The 20520-nt window shown below is 70.5% G+C and carries 15 protein-coding genes; 13 read left to right on the forward strand and 2 right to left on the reverse strand.

All coding sequences use genetic code 11. The annotated features are described in order from the left end of the window. Positions 1-113 precede the first annotated feature (113 nt). From kdpF to EP757_RS19700, 11 genes are all read left to right on the forward strand, one after another. Positions 114-203, forward strand: a complete 90-nt coding sequence (gene kdpF, locus EP757_RS19650) for a K(+)-transporting ATPase subunit F (RefSeq protein WP_092556036.1) — start codon at positions 114-116, stop codon at positions 201-203. Further along, the gene (gene kdpA / locus EP757_RS19655; protein WP_127548091.1) at positions 203-1849 is read left to right on the forward strand and encodes a potassium-transporting ATPase subunit KdpA; all 1647 of its coding nucleotides are present in this window, start codon (positions 203-205) and stop codon (positions 1847-1849) included. The genes kdpF and kdpA overlap by 1 nt, the downstream gene beginning before the upstream one ends. After that, a complete protein-coding gene (kdpB, locus tag EP757_RS19660) occupies positions 1846-3927 on the forward strand; it encodes a potassium-transporting ATPase subunit KdpB (RefSeq protein WP_127548093.1) in 2082 nt (693 codons plus the stop codon). The genes kdpA and kdpB overlap by 4 nt, the downstream gene beginning before the upstream one ends. 6 nt (positions 3928-3933) lie before the next feature. Next, the gene (locus tag EP757_RS19665; protein WP_127548095.1) at positions 3934-4737 is read left to right on the forward strand and encodes a potassium-transporting ATPase subunit C; all 804 of its coding nucleotides are present in this window, start codon (positions 3934-3936) and stop codon (positions 4735-4737) included. A 4-nt stretch (positions 4738-4741) separates the two neighbouring features. After that, complete coding sequence (locus EP757_RS19670) at positions 4742-7225, forward strand: sensor histidine kinase KdpD (RefSeq protein WP_127548096.1); 2484 nt, start codon at positions 4742-4744, stop codon at positions 7223-7225. A gap of 30 nt (positions 7226-7255) precedes the next feature. Continuing rightward, the gene (locus tag EP757_RS19675) at positions 7256-9139 is read left to right on the forward strand and encodes a potassium transporter Kup (protein WP_232050578.1); all 1884 of its coding nucleotides are present in this window, start codon (positions 7256-7258) and stop codon (positions 9137-9139) included. Positions 9140-9192: 53 nt separating this feature from the next. Beyond that, entirely contained in the window at positions 9193-11631 is a 2439-nt protein-coding gene (locus EP757_RS19680; RefSeq protein WP_127548100.1) for a DUF4118 domain-containing protein, read from the forward strand. Then, positions 11628-12296 (forward strand): response regulator, encoded by a 669-nt coding sequence (locus tag EP757_RS19685; protein ID WP_127548102.1) that lies wholly within the window; start codon positions 11628-11630, stop codon positions 12294-12296. Before EP757_RS19680 ends, EP757_RS19685 begins: the two co-directional genes overlap by 4 nt. Before the next feature lie 52 nt (positions 12297-12348). After that, positions 12349-13896 (forward strand): methyl-accepting chemotaxis protein, encoded by a 1548-nt coding sequence (locus EP757_RS19690; protein WP_127548104.1) that lies wholly within the window; start codon positions 12349-12351, stop codon positions 13894-13896. Positions 13897-14033: 137 nt separating this feature from the next. Next, on the forward strand, positions 14034-15068 hold the full coding sequence (locus EP757_RS19695; RefSeq protein WP_232050579.1) for an exo-alpha-sialidase: 1035 nt from the start codon (positions 14034-14036) through the stop codon (positions 15066-15068). Next, positions 15065-15361 (forward strand): MoaD/ThiS family protein, encoded by a 297-nt coding sequence (locus EP757_RS19700; RefSeq protein WP_127548108.1) that lies wholly within the window; start codon positions 15065-15067, stop codon positions 15359-15361. The genes EP757_RS19695 and EP757_RS19700 overlap by 4 nt, the downstream gene beginning before the upstream one ends. A gap of 78 nt (positions 15362-15439) precedes the next feature. On the opposite strand, the gene EP757_RS19705 is transcribed toward EP757_RS19700, so the two are convergent. Next, the gene (locus EP757_RS19705; RefSeq protein WP_127548110.1) at positions 15440-16666 is read right to left on the reverse strand and encodes a hypothetical protein; all 1227 of its coding nucleotides are present in this window, start codon (positions 16664-16666) and stop codon (positions 15440-15442) included. A gap of 125 nt (positions 16667-16791) precedes the next feature. Between EP757_RS19705 and EP757_RS44465 the strand changes: the two genes are divergently transcribed. Continuing rightward, positions 16792-17334 (forward strand): TetR family transcriptional regulator, encoded by a 543-nt coding sequence (locus tag EP757_RS44465; protein WP_127548112.1) that lies wholly within the window; start codon positions 16792-16794, stop codon positions 17332-17334. Here the strand turns inward: EP757_RS44465 and EP757_RS19715 are convergent. After that, positions 17323-18414, reverse strand: coding sequence for an SDR family NAD(P)-dependent oxidoreductase (locus tag EP757_RS19715; RefSeq protein ID WP_127548114.1), 1092 nt, complete (start codon positions 18412-18414; stop codon positions 17323-17325). The genes EP757_RS44465 and EP757_RS19715 overlap by 12 nt on opposite strands. 115 nt (positions 18415-18529) lie before the next feature. Here EP757_RS19715 and EP757_RS19720 point away from each other — a divergent pair, with 115 nt between their 5' ends. After that, positions 18530-20509, forward strand: coding sequence for an MDR family MFS transporter (locus EP757_RS19720; RefSeq protein WP_127548116.1), 1980 nt, complete (start codon positions 18530-18532; stop codon positions 20507-20509). The last annotated feature ends 11 nt before the right edge of the window (positions 20510-20520 follow it).

A 20520-nucleotide genomic window follows, 5' to 3' on the forward strand; every position in this document is an offset into this window, starting at 1 on the left:
GTAAGCAAATCACTTCACTACAGGAGTCCTCCCGTGGCTGATCTCGGGTTCGTCGTTCTCACGGTGCTGCTGTTCGCGGCGTTCACCGTGCTGATCCGGGCGGTCGAACGCTGATGAGCGCCGTCAATCTGATCGGCCTGATCCTGGCCGTCGCGCTGGCCGCCTTCCTGGTGGCCGCCCTGCTCTTCCCGGAGAAGTTCTGATGGCCGGCTGGATCTTCGTGCTGTCGCTGGTCGCCGCGATCGTGGCGGTGTACCGGCCGTTCGGTGACCACATGTACCGGGTGGTCTCGGGCAACCGGCACAACGCCGCCGAGCGCGGCGTCTACCGGCTGGTCGGCGTGGACGCCTCGACCGGCCAGACCTGGGGCGTCTACGCCCGCTCGGTGCTGGCGTTCTCCGCCGTGTCGCTGCTCTTCCTCTACCTCTTCCTGCGGCTGCAGGACCGGCTGTGGCTGTCGCTCGGCCTGCCCGCGGTGACCGACCACATCGCCTGGAACACCGCGGTCAGCTTCGTCACGAACACGAACTGGCAGGCGTACTCCGGTGAGTCCACGATGGGCCACCTCGTGCAGATGGCCGGCCTCGCGGTGCAGAACTTCGTCTCGGCGAGCGTCGGCATCGCCGTGGCCGTCGCGCTGATGCGGGGATTCGCCGCCCGCCGCTCCTCGGAGCTGGGCAACTTCTGGGTCGACCTGACCCGGATCACGCTGCGGATCCTGCTGCCGATCTGCGTGCTCGCCACGCTCGTCTTCATGGTCGGCGGGATGGTGCAGAACCTGTCCGGCGGCACCGACGTGACCACGCTGACCGGCGCGACCCAGCACATCACCGGCGGGCCGGTCGCATCCCAGGAGGCGATCAAGGAGCTCGGCACCAACGGCGGCGGCTTCTACAACGCGAACTCGGCGCACCCGTTCGAGAACCCGACGACCTGGACCAACTGGCTGCAGCTCTTCCTGATCCTGCTGATCCCGTTCAGCCTGCCCCGGGTCTTCGGCCGGATGGCCGGGCAGAACCGGCAGGGCTACGCGATCGCGGCGGTCATGGCGATCCTCGCGCTCGGCAGCGTCGCGCTCACCGTGGCGTTCGAGGTGCACGGCGCCGGAACGGTTCCGCAGGCGGTCGGCGCGGCCATGGAAGGCAAGGAGACGCGGTACGGGGTGACGAACTCCGCGGTGTTCGCGGCGGTCACCACGCTCACCTCGACCGGCGCGGTCAACTCGTTCCACGACTCGTACACGGCGCTCGGCGGCATGATGCCGATGGTCAACATGATGCTCGGCGAGGTCGCGCCCGGCGGTGTCGGATCGGGCCTCTACGGCATGCTGATCCTCGCCGTGATCACGGTGTTCGTCGCCGGCCTGATGGTCGGCCGCACTCCGGAATACCTCGGTAAGAAGATCGGCGCCCGGGAGATGAAGCTGGCGTCGTCGTACTTCCTGATCACCCCGGTCCTGGTGCTCGCCGGGACGGCCGCCGCGTTCGCGACCGGCAACAACGGCACCGCGCTCAACGCCGGCCCGCACGGTCTCTCCGAGGTCCTGTACGCGTTCACCAGCGCCGCGAACAACAACGGCTCGGCCTTCGCCGGCATCACCGTGAACACCGGCTGGTGGGACACCGCGCTCGGGCTCTGCATGCTGCTCGGCCGCTTCCTGCCGCTGATCCTGGTCCTGGCGCTGGCCGGCTCACTGGCGAGACAGCAGCCGGTGCCCGAGTCGGACGGCACCCTGCCCACCCACCGGCCGCTCTTCGTCGGCATGGTCGCCGGCGTGACGATCGTGCTGGTCGCCCTCACCTTCTTCCCCGCACTCGCACTCGGACCCCTCGCGGAGGGCCTCTCATGACCGCCCCGACACTGGAAAAGCCCGCCGCCGCACCGGAGGAGAAACCGGTACGGCCCGGCCTGCTCGACCCGGCGCAGTTCCGCAGGTCTCTGCCGGACGCGCTGCGCAAACTCGACCCGCGCACGCTCTGGCGCAACCCGGTGATGTTCATCGTCGAGGTCGGCGCGGTCTTCACCACCGTGCTGTCGATCGCCGATCCCAGCCTCTTCGCCTGGCTGATCACCGCCTGGCTCTGGCTCACGGTCCTCTTCGCCAACCTGGCCGAGGCGGTCGCCGAGGGCCGGGGCAAGGCACAGGCCGCGGCGCTGCGGGCGGCGAAGCAGGACACCGTGGCGTACCTGGCCGACGGCCGGGAGATCGCCGCGACCGAACTCACGCTGGGCGACGTCGTGGTCGTCGAGGCCGGCCAGATCATCCCCGGTGACGGCGACGTGATCGAAGGCATCGCCAGCGTCGACGAGTCGGCGATCACCGGCGAGTCGGCCCCGGTCATCCGGGAGTCCGGCGGCGACCGGTCGGCCGTCACCGGCGGCACCAAGGTGCTCAGCGACCGGATCGTCGTCCGGATCACCCAGAAGCCGGGCGAGAGCTTCGTGGACCGGATGATCGCCCTGGTCGAGGGCGCGAACCGGCAGAAGACGCCGAACGAGATCGCACTGAACATCCTGCTCGCGGCGCTCACCGTGATCTTCCTGCTCGCGGTGGTGACGTTGCAGCCGCTGGCGATCTTCTCGAAGGCCTACCAGGCGGCGGCGCCGGACACCTCGGCGATCGACGCGAACGGCGTCACCGGCATCGTGCTGGTCTCGCTGCTGGTCTGCCTCATCCCGACCACGATCGGCGCGCTGCTCTCCGCGATCGGCATCGCCGGCATGGACCGTCTCGTCCAGCGCAACGTGCTGGCGATGAGCGGCCGCGCGGTCGAGGCGGCCGGTGACGTGAACACCCTGCTGCTCGACAAGACGGGCACGATCACTCTGGGAAACCGGCAAGCGGCTGAGTTCGTACCGGTCGATGGGGTTGATCCGAAAGATCTCGCCGACGCCGCGCAACTCTCCAGCCTGGCCGACGAGACGCCCGAAGGGCGCTCGGTGGTGGTCCTCGCCAAGGAGCAGTTCGGCATCCGGGAACGCGAGCCGGGGCTGATGGCGGACGCGACGTTCGTGCCGTTCACGGCGCAGACCCGGATGAGTGGTGTCGACATCGGCGACAGGCAGATCCGCAAGGGCGCCGCCACCGCCGTGATGCGCTGGGCGAAGTCCCAGTCGGCGGAGGTGCACGAGATCGTCGACCGGATCAGCACCTCCGGGGGCACGCCGCTCGTGGTGGCCGACAATGATCGCGTCCTGGGTGTCATCCACCTCAAGGACGTGGTGAAGTCCGGGATGCGGGCCCGGTTCGACGAGATGCGCCGGATGGGCATCCGGACCGTGATGATCACCGGCGACAACCCGCAGACCGCCGCCGCGATCGCCGCCGAGGCGGGCGTCGACGACTTCCTCGCCGAGGCCACCCCGGAGGACAAGCTCGCTTACATCCGCAAGGAACAGGCGGGCGGCCGTCTGGTCGCGATGACCGGCGACGGCACGAACGACGCCCCGGCGCTGGCCCAGGCGGACGTGGGCGTCGCGATGAACACCGGCACGTCGGCCGCGAAGGAGGCCGGCAACATGGTCGACCTCGACTCGGACCCGACCAAGCTGATCGAGATCGTGGAGATCGGCAAGCAGTTGCTGATCACGCGGGGCGCGCTGACCACGTTCTCGATCGCGAACGACGTCGCCAAGTACTTCGCGATCATCCCGGCCATGTTCGCGGCGGTCTACCCCGGCCTGGACACGCTCAACATCATGCGGCTGCACTCGCCGGGCTCGGCGATCCTGTCCGCCGTCGTCTTCAACGCGATCGTCATCGTCTTCCTGATCCCGCTCGCGCTGCGCGGCGTCCGCTACCGCCCTTCATCGGCGAGCAAGCTGCTCAGCCGCAACCTGCTGATCTACGGCCTCGGCGGCGTGGTCGCGCCGTTCGTCGGCATCAAGATCATCGACCTTCTCGTCCAGCTCATCCCCGGGATCTGATCTTCCATGAGACTGCCCTCCTGGCTCAGCCAGCACGTCGCGGCGCTGCGCGCGCTGCTCGTCTTCACCGTTCTGCTGGGGCTCGCCTACCCCTTGATCTTCGTGGGTGTGGCGAAGATACCCGGCATATCCAGCAGAGCCGGTGACATCACCCTCATCGGCCAGTCCTTCACCGACGCCGACGGCAACCCGGTGCCCAGGTACTTCCAGAGCCGTCCCTCGGCCGGTGGCTACGACCCGACCGCGACCGGCGCTAGCAACCTCGGCCCGGAGGATGTGGTCGACACTCCTGACCGGCAGAGTCTGCTCACCCAGGTGTGTGCGCGCAGCCTCGCGGTCGGCAGGCTGGAGGGCGTCGATGGAAGCCGGCCTTATTGCACGGCCGACGGCGTGGGCGCGGTCCTGGCGGTCTTCCACCGGGACGGTTTCGCCGGCCCGATCACCCGGGTCGTCTCGGTCAACCAGATGGCCGCACCTTTTGTCGCGAAATATCGGGGAATATCCGTCGAGGTTGCCCAGCCTGGCGAGGACTACGTGGCCCTCGGCGGTGTGATCACCCCTATCCGGGGCGACGCTCCCGCCCATCCGGCAGTGCCGGCCGACGCGGTCACCGCGAGTGGTAGTGGGCTGGACCCGCAGATCAGCCCTGAATACGCCGCGTTGCAGGCGCCTCGCGTGGCCCGCGAGCGCGGCATCAGCCTCGACCGGGTGCACGAGCTGATCAAGGAGAACACCGACGGCCGGGCGCTCGGCTTCATGGGCCAGCCGGCGGTCAACGTCCTCAGGCTGAACCAGGCACTGGACAGCTGACACCATGGCACGCGGTGAACTGCGGATCTACCTGGGAGCGGCGCCCGGCGTGGGGAAGACCTACGCCATGCTCGAAGAGGCGCACCGGCGGGCCGGACGTGGCACCGACGTCGTGATCGCGCTGGTGGAGACGCACGGCCGCAGGCACACCGCCGCGATGATCGGCGATCTGGAGGTGATCCCGCGCCGCGAGCTGACCTATCGCGGCGCGGCGTTCGCCGAGCTGGACCTGGACGCGGTGCTGGCCCGCCGGCCGGAGCTGGCCGTCGTCGACGAGCTCGCCCACACGAACGTGCCCGGGTCCCGGAACGGCAAGCGCTGGCAGGACGTCCAGGAGCTGCTCGACGCCGGGATCAGCGTGCTGACCACGGTGAACGTCCAGCACCTCGAGTCGCTGAACGACGTGGTCGCGCGGATCACCGGCGTCGAGCAGCGGGAGACCGTCCCGGACCACGTGGTGCGCGCCGCCGGGCAGGTCGAACTCGTCGACATGACCCCGGAGGCGCTGCGGCGGCGGATGGCGCACGGCAACGTCTACCGCCCGGAGAAGGTGGACGCGGCTCTCGGGAACTACTTCCGTACCGGGAATCTGACCGCCCTGCGCGAGCTCGCCCTGCTCTGGCTCGCCGACAAGGTGGAGCAGCAGCTCGGGCAGTACCGCGCCGACCACGACATCGACGCCACCTGGGAGACCCGGGAACGGGTCGCCGTCGCGCTCACCGGCGGTCCGGAGGGCGACACGCTGATCCGCCGGGCGGCCCGGATCGCCGCCCGGACCAAGGGCGCCGACCTGCTCGCCGTCCACGTGACCCGCAGCGACGGGCTGGCCGGGGCGGACCCCGCCGAACTGGCCCGGCAGCGGGTGCTGGCGGAGAGCCTGGGCGGCACATACCACCAGGTCGTCGGCAGCGACATCCCGCAGGCGCTGCTGGACTTCGCCCGCGGCGTCAACGCCACCCAGATCGTGCTGGGCGCGTCCAGCCGGGGACGGTTCGCGCAGATCTTCGCGGCCGGTGTCGGGGTCACCACGATCGCCCGGTCCGGGTCGATCGACGTGCATCTGGTCCCGCACGAGCTGGCCGGCCGGGGACGCCGCCGTGGTCCGCTGCCCCCGGCGCTCTCCCGGGGACGGCGGATCGCCGGGCTCGTCACCGCGCTGGCCGGCCTGCCGCTGCTCACCGTGGCGCTGCGGCTCGCGCCGGATCTGCCGCTCATCGACGACATCCTGCTCTTCCTGGTGGCGGTCGTCGCCGTCGCGCTGATCGGCGGGCTGTGGCCGGCCCTGGTCGCGGCGGTCGGCGGATCGCTGCTGCTCAACTGGTTCTTCACGCCGCCGGTCGGCCGGTTCACCATCGCCGAGGGGCAGAACCTGCTCGCTCTGGCGATCTTCGTGACCGTGGCGATCGCGGTGAGCTGGGTGGTCGACACCGCGGCGCGGACGACCCGGCTCGCAGCGCAGGCGTCCGCCGACGCGCAGACCCTCGCCACCGTCGCGGGCAGCGTGCTGCGCGGGGAACGTCCGCTGATGGCGCTGCTCGACCGGATGAGGGAGACGTTCGCGCTGGACGCGGTGACGCTGCTGGAGAAGGACACCGTCGTCGCGTCGGTCGGGCAGATGGCCTGCACCACCGGGACGGACGCGGACGCCGAGGTCCGGGCCGACGGCGACCTGAGGCTGCTGCTGCGCGGCCGGATCCTGGCCGCGTCCGACCGGCGGATCGTGGAGGCGTTCGCCGCGCAGGCCGCCGTGGCGCTGCATCAGGAGCGGCTGGCTGCCGAGGCGGCCACCGCGAAACCCCTGGCCGAGGCGGACCGGCTGCGGACCGCGCTGCTCGCGGCGGTGAGCCACGACCTGCGGACGCCGCTGGCCTCGGCGAAGGCGTCGGTGGCGTCGCTGCGCAGCACCGAGGTGGCGTTCGGCGAGGAGGACCGCGCGGAGTTGCTCGCCACCGCCGACGAGTCGTTGGACCGGCTGGACCGGCTCGTTGCGAACCTGCTCGACATGAGCCGCCTGCAAGCGGGCGCGCTCGGGGTCACCGCCATCGAGGTGGGCGCCGAGGAGGTCGTACCCCGCGCTCTCGACGATCTCGGCCCGGCGGGCCGGACGGTCGCGGTCCGGGTGGCGGAGGACCTCCCGATGCTGCGGGCCGACCCCGGCCTGCTGGAACGGATCCTGGTCAACGTGATCGGCAACGCGCTGCGCTACAGCCCGGCCGACCGGCCCCCGATGATCACCGGCAGCAGCCACGGCGACCTGGTCGAGCTGCGGGTGATCGACCACGGGCCGGGCATCCCCGGTGATCGGCGGGACGACGTGTTCCTGCCGTTCCAGCGGCTCGGCGACCGGGACAACCACACCGGCGTCGGGCTCGGGCTGGCGCTGTCCCGCGGGCTCACCGAGGCGATGGGCGGCACGCTCACCCCGGAGGAGACCCCTGGCGGCGGGCTCACCATGATCCTTGCACTGCCGATCGGGTACCGCCCATGACCAGGCGAAATTCCGCGTACGGTGACACTCGTGGCCCACACGGAGTCGGCATCTCTTCCGGTGGTCGTCGGTGCTCTCGGTGTCGTGTTCGGCGACATCGGCACCAGTCCGATCTACACGTTGCAGACCGTCTTCAACCCGGAGGACCCGCATCCGGTGCCGGTCAGCACCGCCAACGTGTACGGCGTCGTCTCCCTGATCTTCTGGTCCGTGATGATCATCGTGACCGCGACGTACGTGCTGCTCGCCCTGCGCGCCGACAACGACGGCGAGGGCGGCATCATGGCTCTGATCACGCTGCTGCGGCGGACCGGCGGGGAACGCGGACGCCGGGCCACGCTGACCCTCGCGGCGCTCGGCATCTTCGGCGCCGCGCTCTTCTTCGGCGACAGCATGATCACGCCAGCCATCTCGGTGCTCTCCGCGGTCGAAGGGCTGGAGGTCGTCGAACCGGCACTGGCGAGCGCAGTCGTGCCGATCACCGCGGTCATCATCGTGGCGCTCTTCCTGGTGCAGCGCCGGGGCACCGCCGCGGTCGGACGGGTCTTTGGGCCCGTCATGATCACCTGGTTCGTCGTGCTCGGCGTACTCGGCCTGATCGCCATCGTCGAGCACCCCGGCATCCTGAGGGCGCTGCTACCGACCTACGCGATCGGCTTCCTGGCCGGGCACTTCGGCATCGCGTTCTTCGCGCTCGCCGCGATAGTCCTGGCGGTCACCGGTGCCGAGGCTCTTTACGCCGACATGGGCCACTTCGGCCGGAAGGCGATCACCCGCGGCTGGCTCTGGCTGGTCCTGCCGTCGTGCCTGTTGAGCCACATCGGTCAGGGCGCGCTGATCATCGACGACCCGGCGAACAGCAGCAGCCCGTTCTTTCTGCTCGCACCGGAGTGGGCGAGGCTGCCGCTGGTGCTGCTCGCCACCCTCGCCACCGTGATCGCCTCACAGTCGGTGATCACCGGCGCGTACTCGGTGGCGGCTCAGGCGGCGCAGATCGGGTACCTGCCGCGCCTGCGGGTGCTGCACACCTCGGATTCCTCGATCGGGCAGATCTACGTGCCCTTCATCAACTGGACGCTGCTCGTCTCGGTGCTCACTCTGGTGTTCGCGTTCCGGGAGTCGGCGGCGCTGGCGTACGCGTACGGGATGGCGGTGACCGGCACGATCACCATCACGACGCTGCTCTTCCTGGTGGTGGCGCGGGCGCGGTGGCGTACGCCGGTCGCGGTGCTCGCCGCCGGCGGTGGCGTGCTGCTGCTGGTGGACCTGCTCTTCGTCGCCGCGAACCTGACCAAACTGGTGCACGGGGCGTGGCTGCCGCTGCTCATCGGGCTGATCGCGTTCACCGTGATGACCACCTGGCAGCGCGGCCGGGAACTGGTCAGCGCGGAACGGGCGCAGCGCGAGGGCTCGCTGCGGGAGTTCATCACCGAGCTGCGCCGCAACCCGCCGGCCGAGGTCTCCGGCACGGCGGTCTTCCTGAACCGGGGCAGCGAGACGGCGCCGCTGGCGATGCGGGCCAACGTGGAGCACAACCACGTCCGGCACCGGAACATCCTGATCGTCGCGGTCCGGTTCGAGCCGGTGCCGCGGGTGCCGGACGACGAGCGGACCGTGGTGGACGATCTCGGCTACGACGACGACCGGATCGACCACGTGACGGTGCGGTTCGGGTACGCCGAGGCGCCGGCGCTGATCCCGGCGCTGCGCCGGGTCGCGAAGGGGCGGCTCAGCCTGGAGCAGGCGTCGTACTTCCTCTCCAAGATCGATCTCCGGCGCGGCAGCGGTCCGGAGATGGCGGCCTGGCGCAAGCGGCTGTTCATCGCGACCTCCTACCTCACCGCGGACGCGGCCGAGCACTTCGGCCTGCCCCGCAACCGCACGGTGATCATGGGCTCGCACATCGAGGTGTGACCCCGGCGATCATGGCGGGGCCGGCGGGGCCGGCACCGCGTAGGTTCGGGGACATGGCGCGCGGCGAGTTGCGGATCTACCTGGGTGCGGCCCCGGGCGTCGGCAAGACGTACGCGATGCTCGAAGAGGCTCAGCGCCGCTCCGGCCGGGGCACCGACGTGGTGATCGGCCTGGTCGAGACGCACGGGCGTGAGCACACCGCTGCCATGATCGGCGACCTGGAGACGATCCCGCGCCGGGCGGGCGAGCTCGACCTCGACGCGCTCCTGGCTCGGCGCCCGCAGGTGGCGGTCGTCGACGAGCTGGCGCACGCGAACCCGCCCGGGTCGCGTAACGGCCGGCGCTGGCAGGACGTCCAGGAGCTGCTCGACGCCGGGATCAGCGTGCTGACCACGGTCAACGTCCAGCACCTCGCCTCGCTCGGCGACGTGGTCACCCGGATCACCGGGATCGAGCAGCGGGAGACCGTCCCGGACGCCGTGGTGCGCGGCGCCGAACAGGTCGAACTCGTCGACATGACCCCGGAGGCGCTGCGGCGGAGGCTGGCCCACGGCAACGTCTACCCGCCGGAGAAGGTGGACGCGGCTCTCGGCAACTGGTTCCGTACCGGGAATCTGACCGCTCTCCGGGAACTCGCGCTGCTCTGGCTGGCCGACTCCGTCGACGACCAGCTCGGGCAGTACCGCGCCGACCACGACATCGACGCCACCTGGGAGGCCCGGGAACGGGTGGTGGTCGCGATCGCCGGCGGCCCGGAGGGGGAGACGCTGATCCGGCGGGCCGCGCGGATCGCCGCCCGGGACAGGGGCGCCGACCTGCTGGTGGTGCACGTGAGCCGCAGCGACGGCCTGGCCGGGGCCGACCCCTCGGTGCTGGCCCGGCAGCGGGTGCTCGCCGAGAGCCTCGGCGGCACGTACCACCAGGTGGCCGGGCTGGACGTGCCGAAGGCGCTGCTGGAGTTCGCCCGGGGCGTCAACGCCACCCAGATCGTGCTCGGCGTCTCCGGCCGGGGACGCAGCGCCCGGGTCGGCGCCACCACCGCGATGCTCGCCGGATCGATCGACGTGCACCTGGTCAGCCATGAGCGGGCCGGCCGGGGCGGCGGTCGCGGACCGCTGCCGCCCGCGCTGTCCCGGCGGCGGAGGCTGGCCGGGTTCGCCACCGCCCTGGCCGGGCTGCCACTGCTCACCGCGCTGCTGCTGGCAGTGCCCGATCCGCCGCTGATCACCGCCATCCTGCTGTTCCTGGTCATGGTCGTCGGTGTCGCGCTGATCGGCGGGCTGTGGCCGGCGCTGGTCGCCTCACTGGGCTCGTTCCTGCTGCTCAACTGGTACTTCACTCCGCCGTACGGCCGGTTCCTGGTGGCGCAGGAGGAGAATCTGCTGGCGCTCGCGATCTTCGTGATCGTGGCGGGCGCGGTGAGCTGGGTGGTCGACACGGCGGCCCGGCGTACCCGGCAGGCGGCGAGCGCGTCCGCCGAAGCGCAGACCCTCGCCACCGTGGCGGGCAGCGTGCTGCGTGGTGAGCGACCGCTGACGGCGCTGCTCGACCGGCTGCGGGAGACGTTCGCGCTGGAGTCGGTCGCGCTGGTCGAGGACGGCGTCACGGTCGCCGAGGTGGGCCGTCCCGGGCTGCGCGCCGACCTGGCCAGCGACACCGTGAAGGCCGACGGCGACCTGCTGATGCTGCTCCGCGGCCGGACCCTGGAAGCCTCCGACCGGCGGATCGTCGAGGCGTTCGCCGCGCAGGCCGCCGTCGCGCTGCGCCAGGAGCGGCTCGCTGCCGAGGCGGCCACCGCGAAACCCCTGGCCGAGGCGAACAGGCTGCGGACCGCGCTGCTCGCGGCGGTGAGCCACGATCTGCGGACGCCACTCGCCTCGGCGAAGGCGTCGGTGGCGTCGCTGCGCAGCACCGAGGTCGAGTTCGACGAGGAGGACCGGGAGGAGCTGCTCGCCACCGCCGACGAGTCCCTCGACCGGCTCGGCGGGCTGGTCGCGAACCTGCTCGACATGAGCCGCCTGCAGGCCGGCGCGCTCGGCGTGGCAGCCATCGAGGTCGGCGCCGAGGAGGTCGTGCCGCGCGCGCTCGACGAGCTCGGACCGGCCGGCCGGACCGTGGCGGTCCGCGTGCCCGAGGACCTCCCGCTGCTCCGCGCCGATCCCGGCCTGCTGGACCGGGTGCTGGTCAACCTGGTCGGCAACGCGCTGCGCTACAGCCCCGCCGACCGGCCCCCGATGATCACCGGCAGCGCGCACGGCGACTTCGTCGAGCTGCGGGTGATCGACCACGGGCCGGGCATCCCGGCGGAGAAGTGGGACGACGTGTTCCTGCCCTTCCAGCGGCTCGGCGACCGGGACAACCACACCGGCGTCGGACTCGGCCTCGCGCTGTCCCGCGGCCTCACCGAGGCGATGGGCGGCTCCCTCACTCCCGACGAGACCCCCGGAGGTGGGCTCACCATGATCGTTTCGCTGCCGGCGGTCGCCTCGTGACGCGGATCCTCGTCGTCGACGACGAACCCCAGATCGTCCGGGCACTCCGGATCAATCTCAAGGCGCGGGGGTACGAGGTCGACGCCGCCCCGGACGGCACGACAGCGCTGCATCTGGCGGCACACCACCACCCCGACCTGGTCGTCCTCGACCTCGGCCTGCCCGACATGGAGGGCACCGAAGTGATCGGCGGACTGCGTGGCTGGACCACCGTGCCGATCATCGTGCTCTCCGGGCGGGCCGACAGCACCGACAAGGTGGCCGCGCTCGACGCCGGGGCGGACGACTACGTCACGAAGCCGTTCGGCATCGACGAGCTGCTGGCCCGGATCCGGGCGGTGACCCGGCGCATCCAGCCGGTCGACGCGTCGCCGACGGTGACGATCGGCGCCCACACGGTGGACCTCGCCGAACGGTCGATCACGCCGGACGTACGCCTCACCCCGACCGAGTGGCAGCTGCTCGAGCACCTGGTCCGGCACCCCGGCAAGCTGATCACCCAGCGGGAGCTGCTGCACGACGTGTGGGGGCCGCAGTACCAGACCGAGACGAACTACCTGCGGCAGTACATGGCCCGGCTGCGCCGCAAGCTGGAGACTGATCCGGCCCATCCGCAGCACCTGATCACCGAACCGGGCATGGGGTACCGATTCCGCCCTCATTGATGGCCGATCGGGGCCGATATGAGGGAAGGATTGCGACTTCCCTAGGAGAACCATGCGGTTGTTCGGTTCACGCCAGGCGGTCCCGGCCGAGGCCCGCCCCGTACCCCGCGACATCGAGGCACTCGAAGAGCTGGTGCTCGCCCTGGACAGCGCGATCGACGAGAGCACCGCGTGGCGGATCACGGTGTCCAGCACCGTCGAGTCGTACGGGTTCGGCTACGGCGCGGTCTGGGTGCCCGATGGCGGCCAGCTGCGGCTGTTCCACGAGACCGGCCGGATAAAGCCGCAGCTCCAGGCGGCCCTCGGGGTCACCGAGGGCCGGACCATGGCCCAGGACACCGGGTTCGTCGGCCGGGCCTACCGAACCCGGCAGCCCGCCTACGTCGAGTCGGCCGAGGACTGCGGGGACTGCCGCCGGTGCCAGGCCGCGTTCCAGGTCGGCATGGTCGGCGGAGTGTTCCTGCCGGTGACGAAGGGCACCGAGGTGCACGCCGTCCTCGAGTACTACTCGCCGACGCCGCTCTACCTCGACGCCAACCGCCGGGAGAAGTTCACCGCGCTCGCCCGGATCGCCGAGCGGTCCCGGACCAGCGCCGTCGCGGCCGCCGAGCTGCGGCAGGTCGCCGACGACCGGATGGCGGTCACCACCGTCGTCGCGAAACTCGGCGCCGCCGCCGACAGCCAGTCCGCGATCAAGGTGGCCCTGGACAGTGTGCGCAGCGCGTTCGGGTGGGCGTACGGGTCGTACTGGGAGGTCGACCCCGCCGACAACGTGCTCAAGTTCCAGATCGAGTCCGGGTCGGCCGGCGACGAGTTCCGCAGGGTCACCCTCGCCGCCACGTTCGCCGAGGGAGTCGGACTCTCCGGGCGGGCCTGGCGGGCACGGGACCTGGTCTTCGTCCGTGATCTCGCGGAACTGACCGATTGTGTGCGAGCGCCGGCCGCACAGCGGGCCGGCGTACGATCAGGCGTCTGTTTTCCGATCTTGAGCGGTGATCGGATCGTCGGCACGATGGACTTCTTCACCACCGAGTACATCGATCTCTCCGAGTCCCGCGCCGCCTCGTTGCGCAACGTGCAGCAGCTGGTCTCCCAGCGCCTCGACGTGATGCGGGCGGCGGAACGGGCCGCCGAGAACGCGCGCAACCTGCTCGACACGGTGGAGCGGCTGCGCAGCGCGAGCAGTGACGCCACCTCGGTCGCCGAGCAGGCCGTCGACCGGGCCTCCGCGATGACCGCCGAGGTCGCCGCGCTCGGCCAGGCCTCCGCCGCGATCGGTGACGTCATCAAGATCATTGAGTCGATCGCCGAGCAGACCAACCTGCTCGCCCTGAACGCGACGATCGAGGCGGCCCGGGCCGGGGAGAGCGGCAAGGGGTTCGCCGTGGTGGCCGGCGAGGTCAAGGAGCTGGCCCGGGAGACCGCCGAGGCCACCCAGAAGGTCGCCGACCAGATCGCCGGGATCCAGGCCAGCGCCGAGACGGTCGCCGCCGGCATCCACACGACGAGCGAGACGATCGGGCGGATGGACAGCGTGCAGGCCCGGATGAACGAGGTGCTCGCCGAGCAGGCCGAGATGGCGCGGGCGTTGCAGGGCTGATCGTGTCGGACCCTCGTGGTGTGATGTGGTCTACGGCACACCCGAGGGGAGCAGGCATGAGCGGCGTTCGTTTGCTAGTGGGCACCCGTAAAGGTGCTTTCATCCTGACATCTGATGTTTCCAGATCGGCCTGGGAGGTGAGCGGTCCGCACTTCCCGGGCTGGGAGGTCTACCACGTGAACGGGTCGCCCGCCGACCCCGACCGGATCTGGGCCTCCGCGTCCGGCGGCTGGTTCGGCCAGGTCATCCACCGTTCCGACGACGGCGGCACGTCGTGGCAGCAGGTGGACCACGACTTCGCCTACGAGCCGCCCGTCGGAGAGCACCTGTGGTACGACGGAACGCCCCGCCCGTGGGAGTTCAAGCGGATCTGGCACCTCGAGCCGTCCCGGACCGACCCCGACGTGGTCTACGCCGGCGCCGAGGACGCAGCGCTCTACAAGTCGACCGACGGCGGCCAGAAATGGGTGGAGCTCGCCGGGCTGCGCACCCACGCCTCCGCACCGAAGTGGCAGCCCGGCGCCGGCGGTATGTGCCTGCACACGATCATCCTCGACCCGGTGAACCCGGACCGGATCTTCGTGGCGATCTCGGCGGCCGGCGCGTTCCGCAGCGACGACGGCGGCGTCAGCTGGCAGCCGATCAACCGCGGCCTGGTCTCCGAGGGCATCGCCGAGTCCGGCGCCGAAGTCGGGCACTGCGTGCACCGGCTCGCCCAGCACCCGACCCGGCCGGACACGCTCTTCATGCAGAAACACTGGGATGTCCTGCGTACCGACGACGCCGGCGACAACTGGCGGGAAGTCAGCGGCGACCTGCCCACCGACTTCGGTTTCCCGATCGCGGTGCACGCGCACGAACCCGAGACGATCTACGTCGTGCCGATCACCAGCGACTCGCTGCACTACGTCATGGACGGCAAGCTGCGCGTCTACCGCAGCCGGACCGGTGGCGACCAGTGGGAGCCGCTGACCGCCGGCCTGCCCCAGGAGAACTGCTACGTCAACGTCCTCCGCGACGCCATGGCGGTCGACACGCTCGAATCGTGCGGCATCTACTTCGGAACCAGCGGCGGCCAGGTCTACGGCTCCGCGGACAGCGGCGACACCTGGCAGGCCCTCGTGCGCGACCTGCCGCCGGTCCTCTCCGTGGAAGTCCAGGTCCTGCCGTGATCAGGGTGATCCTCCCGGTCCACCTCCGCACCCTGGCGAACGTCGGAAAGGAAGTGACAGTCGACGTCGCACCACCCGTCACCCAGCGGAGCGTGCTCGACGCCGTCGAACGGGACTACCCGATGCTGCTCGGCACGATGCGGGACCGGCGGACCGGGAAACGGAGGCCGCTCGTGCGCTTCTTCGCCTGCGAGGAGGACCTGTCCAACGACTCACCCGACGCGCTCCTGCCCGACCGGGTGGCGAAGGGCGAGGAGCCGTTCATGGTCGTGGGAGCGATGGCCGGCGGCTGAGAGTCGTGTCGCCCGCTGGATCTTGAGCGTTTCACCACCGTATTCAGTGGCGAAACGCTCAAGATCGCTGCGGATTCGTCAGCTGCCGATGATGCCGGTGACGGTGGTCACGGTCTCGGTGCCGGTCGGCTCAGTCGTTGCCGGAGTGCCGGCGTCCGTGGCGGTGCCGGTGTCGGTGGTGCCGGTCGTGTCAGTGCCGGTGCCGGTGGTGTCAGTGCCGGTGGTCCCGGTGGTGTCCGTCGCGGCCGGTGCGGTGGTGTCGGTCGCAGCGGGGATGCTGGTGTCGGTGGCAGCCGGGGTGCCGGTGTCAGTCGCTGCAGGGACGCTCGTGTCGGTCGCGGCAGGGGTGCTGGTGTCGGTCGCGGCCGGGGCGCCGGTGTCGGTCACTGCCGGGGTGCTGGTGTCGGCGGCAGCCGGTGTACCGGTGTCGGTCGCTGCCGGTGCGGTGGTGTCGGTCGCGGCGGGGGTGCTGGTGTCGGTGGCGGCCGGTGCGGTGGTGTCGGTCGCGGCGGGGGTGCTGGTGTCGGTGGCGGCCGGTGCGGTGGTGTCGGTCGCGGCGGGGGTGCTGGTGTCGGTGGCGGCCGGGGCGGTGGTGTCGGTCGCGGCGGGGGTGCCGGTGTCGGTGGCGGCGGGGGTGCTGGTGTCGGTGGCGGCCGGTGTGCTGGTGTCAGTTGCTGTCGGGGCGGTGGTGTCGGTGGCTGGCGGAGTGCTGGTGTCCGTCGGCGTCGGCGTCGGCGTCGGTGTCGGGGTCGGTGTCGGGGTCGGGGTTGTGGTGTCGGTTGTCCTGGGGGTGGTGGTGTCTACCGGCGCTGGGGTGGCGGTAGTCGGCTCGGGCGAAGGTATGGGGCCTGGCTGACCCTGGCCTCCGGCTGCCGGAGCGGCGGGGCTGGTGGGCTGGTCGCCCTGCTGCGGGCCGGTCGGCTGGTCGCCCTGCTGCGGGCCGTCTTGCGGGCTGGTCGGCTGGTCGCCCTGCTGCGTGCCGTCTTGCGGGCCGGCCGGCCGGTCGTTCTGCTGGTGGGCGGCGGGCCAGGTGGGGGTGCCGCCTTCGTATTCGACGTAGAGGATTTTCAGGCGGCGGGCTCCGGACAGCTGGTTGACGCATTCGTGCTTCTGCCAGTCGCCCAGTTTTACGCCGATCTTGCCCAGGGCTTCGCAGGCGGCGAAGGTCTCGAAGGAGCCGGCCGCGTCGGGCGGTGGGGTGGCCGGCGTGTTCGTCGGATCCGCTTGCGCGGGACCTGCGCCGATCGCCGCGCTCGCCAGCACCCCGAGGCCGGCGATGGTCAGGCTCCGTGTCGCCTTGCTCATGTCGTACCTTTCCCTCTTCGACGGTGATGTCCCGGATAGCTGAGCACGGGCTATCCGAGCGTTCTTCGCGTTCGGCCGGGGTTGGCCCTGAAGGGGCAAGGTGAGGGTCGGCTTACGATCGGAATATGGTCAGGCGTACGGGTGAGGCAACCCGCGAGGAGATCCGTACGGCGGCGACCCGCCTGTTCCGTGAGCGAGGTTTCGCCCGGACGTCGGTGCGGGACATCGCGGCGCTGGCGAGCAGCAACCCCGCCCTGGTGATCCGCCATTTCGGTACGAAGGAACTCCTCTTCCTGGAGACCATGCACCTGACCATCGACGACGAGCCGCTGCTTGACGTGCCGATGGAGAAGTTCGGTGAGCGGTTCGTCGAGGTGCTGCTCGCCGACGACGACATCCGCGGCGTCTACCTGGCGCTGGTCCGCGGCAGCAACGAAGAGCAGATCAAGGCCCGGCTGCGGGACATCCACGAGAAGACGTTCGTGGGCCCGGTGCGGGCGCGGCTCGACGGCCCCGACGCGGACATCCGGGCCCGGCTGGCGGCCGCGGTCGTGGGCGGCCTGCTCTACGCCCTGTGGGTGGTCGGCGACGAGACGCTTGTCGCCGCCGACCCCCGAGAGCTGGTGAAACGCTACGGCGCGTTGCTGGAGCAGGTGTTACTGAACTGACCAGCCGCCGTCGGACGGGAGGATCACGCCGTTCAGGTTGATGCCGTCGTCGCTCAGCAGGAAGGTGATCGAGGCGGCCAGGTGCTCGGGCAGGGCCACGCTCGGGATGGTGCGGATCAGCGGACCGGTGCGGGCGAGACCGAACTCGGACTGGTTGCGGGGGACCATGCCGGTCGCCACGCCTCCCGGGGCCACGGCGTTCACCCGGATGCCGGAAGCCCCGTACATGAAAGCGGTGTTCTTGGTGATGCCCACGACCGCGTGCTTGGAAGCGGTGTAGGCGACGCCCGCCGCGCTGCCCCGGAGCGCCGCCTCGGACGCGACGTTGACGATCGAGCCGCGCTTGGCCGCGAGCATCGACGGGATGACGGCGCGGCTCAGCTTGAAGACGCCGTCCACGTTCACCGCGAAGACCCGGTCCCAGATGGCGTCGGCCGTCTCGTGGATGGGGGAGAAGTCGTCGACGATGCCGGCCACGTTGGCGAGGCCGTCGATGCGGTCGCCGGCAGCCTCCACGATCCGGGCGATGTCCGCGTCCACGGTGATGTCCGCGACGACCGGCACGATCAATCCTCCAAGATCGCCAGGCTCTCCGAGACCACCAGAATCGCCGAGATCACCAGAATCGCCGAGATCACCAGAATCGCCGAGATCACCAGAATCGCCGAGTTCATCAGCGAGCGACTTAAGCGAAATGTCGGAAATGTCGACAGCGATGACCCGCCCACCCTCGCGCACAATCCGAGACGCCGTCGCCCGGCCGATTCCCGACGCCGCACCGGTGACGATCACGGTCCGGCCGTCGAAGCGGCCGCGAGTGATCGTCTCCTGCCACGCGCCACTCGACTCCGATGAAGCCGGGACGACGCCACCGTTCACGGCGAGCACCAGCTGGTCGACCGCCTCCTGCGGGATCTGGCCCTGGCTGAGCGCCACCAGCTGCTGTAGCGGCAGGCCGCGGGCGGGTGCGAGCCGCGACTCGTCGAAGTCGCCGCCCCCGCCGAGCAGCGCCCGGATCGCCGGCCCGCCTTCCGGGTGATCGAGCCATTCACCGACCGTGCTGCTGGCGCCGAGAGCCATCTGATCCTCCAAGATCCGGGACGTAGGAAAGCCGCGAGCTGCGGAAACGCTAAGTCAACTTAGTTTACTTCAGCATAGCGCCACGCGATCATCGGCAGAAGGTGAAGATCGGTTCATGGCCGTGCTGAGCAAGCGTCAGGTCAACGTCGTCTTCGTGGCGATCCTGCTCGGGATGCTGCTGGCGGCTCTGGACCAGACGATCGTCTCCACCGCGCTGCCGACGATCGTGGCGGACCTGGGCGGCGCCGGGCACATGTCCTGGGTCGTGACCGCGTACCTGCTGGCCGAGACGATCGCGACGGTGCTGGCCGGCAAGTTCGGCGATCTCTTCGGCCGCAAGGTGGTCTTTCAGATCAGCGCGCTGGTCTTCGTGATCGGCTCGGCGCTGTGCGGACTCGTGCAGGACATGCTGATGCTGGTGGGCGCCCGGGTGATCCAGGGCGTCGGCGCCGGCGGCCTGATGGTCACCGCGATGGCCCTGATCGCCGACGTCATCCCGCTCCGCGAACGCGGCAAGTACCAGGGCGCGCTCGGTGCGGTCTTCGGCGTGACGACAGTGGTCGGCCCGACCCTGGGTGGCCTGTTCACCGACCATCTGAGCTGGCGGTGGGCGTTCTACATCAACGTGCCGATCGCGGTGATCGTGATCGCGATGGCGGCCAAGGCGATCCCGTCGATCAAGCACGAGGGCCGGCCGGTCATCGACTACGCCGGCATCGGGCTCGTCGCGGCCGGCGCGACCACGATGATCCTGGCCCTGGAGTGGGGTGGCAGCGAGTACGCCTGGTCGTCCCCCACGATCATCGGGATGTTCGTGGGCGCCGCAGCCCTGTTCGCCGCGTTCGTCGCGGTGGAGTTGCGGGCACGGGAGCCGATGCTGCCGATGCGGCTGTTCCGCAACTCGGTCTTCACGGTGTGCTCGACGCTCAGTTTCATCGTCGGCTTCGCGATGCTCGGCGCGATGACGTTCCTGCCCACCTATCTGCAGTACGTCGACGGCGTCTCGGCGACCGGGTCCGGGGTTCGCACCCTGCCGATGGTGGCCGGCCTCTTCGTCATGTCGATGGTCTCCGGCAACGTGGTGAGCCGCACCGGGCGGTACAAGGTGTTCCCGATCGCCGGCGGCGCGGTGATGACGCTCGGCCTCTACCTCATGTCGACGATGGGTACGACCACCAGCACGTGGCTCGAATCGCTCTACATGTTCATCCTCGGCGCCGGCATCGGCCTGTCCATGCAGGTGCTCACGATCGTCGTGCAGAACACCGTCCCGTACGCCGACCTCGGGACGGCCACGTCCGGCGTGACGTTCTTCCGTACCCTCGGAAGCTCCTTCGGCACCGCCATCTTCGGAACCCTCTACAGCGGCAGGCTCGAGGAGAAGCTGGGGGAGGCGCTGGCCCAGACCGGTGTCGCGCCGGCCGTGTCGCAGAACCCGGAGTCGCTGAAGGCGCTGGACCCGGCACAGTCCGGCCCGATCATCGCGGCCTACGCCGATTCGATCAACTACGTGTTCCGCTGGGTCGTCCCGGTCGCGGTGCTCGGCTTCCTGGTGGCCTGGCTGCTCAAGGAGCTGCCGCTGCGGGACAGCGCCCGGGTGGCGGCCACCGACGTCGGCGAGGGCTTCTCGGCGCCTCTCGCGGATGACCGGGTCGGCCAGCTGGAGCGACAGATCAGCGACACCATGCGGCGGGCGCGCGACGACCGGACGGTCCTGGACCGCGTGCTGGCCGACTCCGGCGCGACCGTCAACCCGTCCCAGGCGTGGGCGATCGGCCAGACGCATCTGCACGTCACGGCGAAGGGCCGGGCCGAACTGCCGGCCATCGCCCGGCAGCACCGGATGCCCGCTGAAGTGCTGGAACCCGCCTTCGAGGATCTGCGGCAGGCCGGATATGCCCGGGTCGACGGCGATCAGGTCGAGCTGACCGAAGCCGGTCAGGAGCAGTTCGAGCGGGTCCGGCACGCGTGGCGGCAGTGGCTCGACACCAACCTGGACGACATCGCGCGGACCGATCCGGACGACAAGGTGCTGATCGATCAGGCCTTGAACAACATCGCCACCCGGCTGGTCGACGAGCATCGGCCCGCTTGATCTAGGCGACG

The organism is Actinoplanes sp. OR16, from assembly GCF_004001265.1.
Lineage (GTDB): Bacteria > Actinomycetota > Actinomycetes > Mycobacteriales > Micromonosporaceae > Actinoplanes.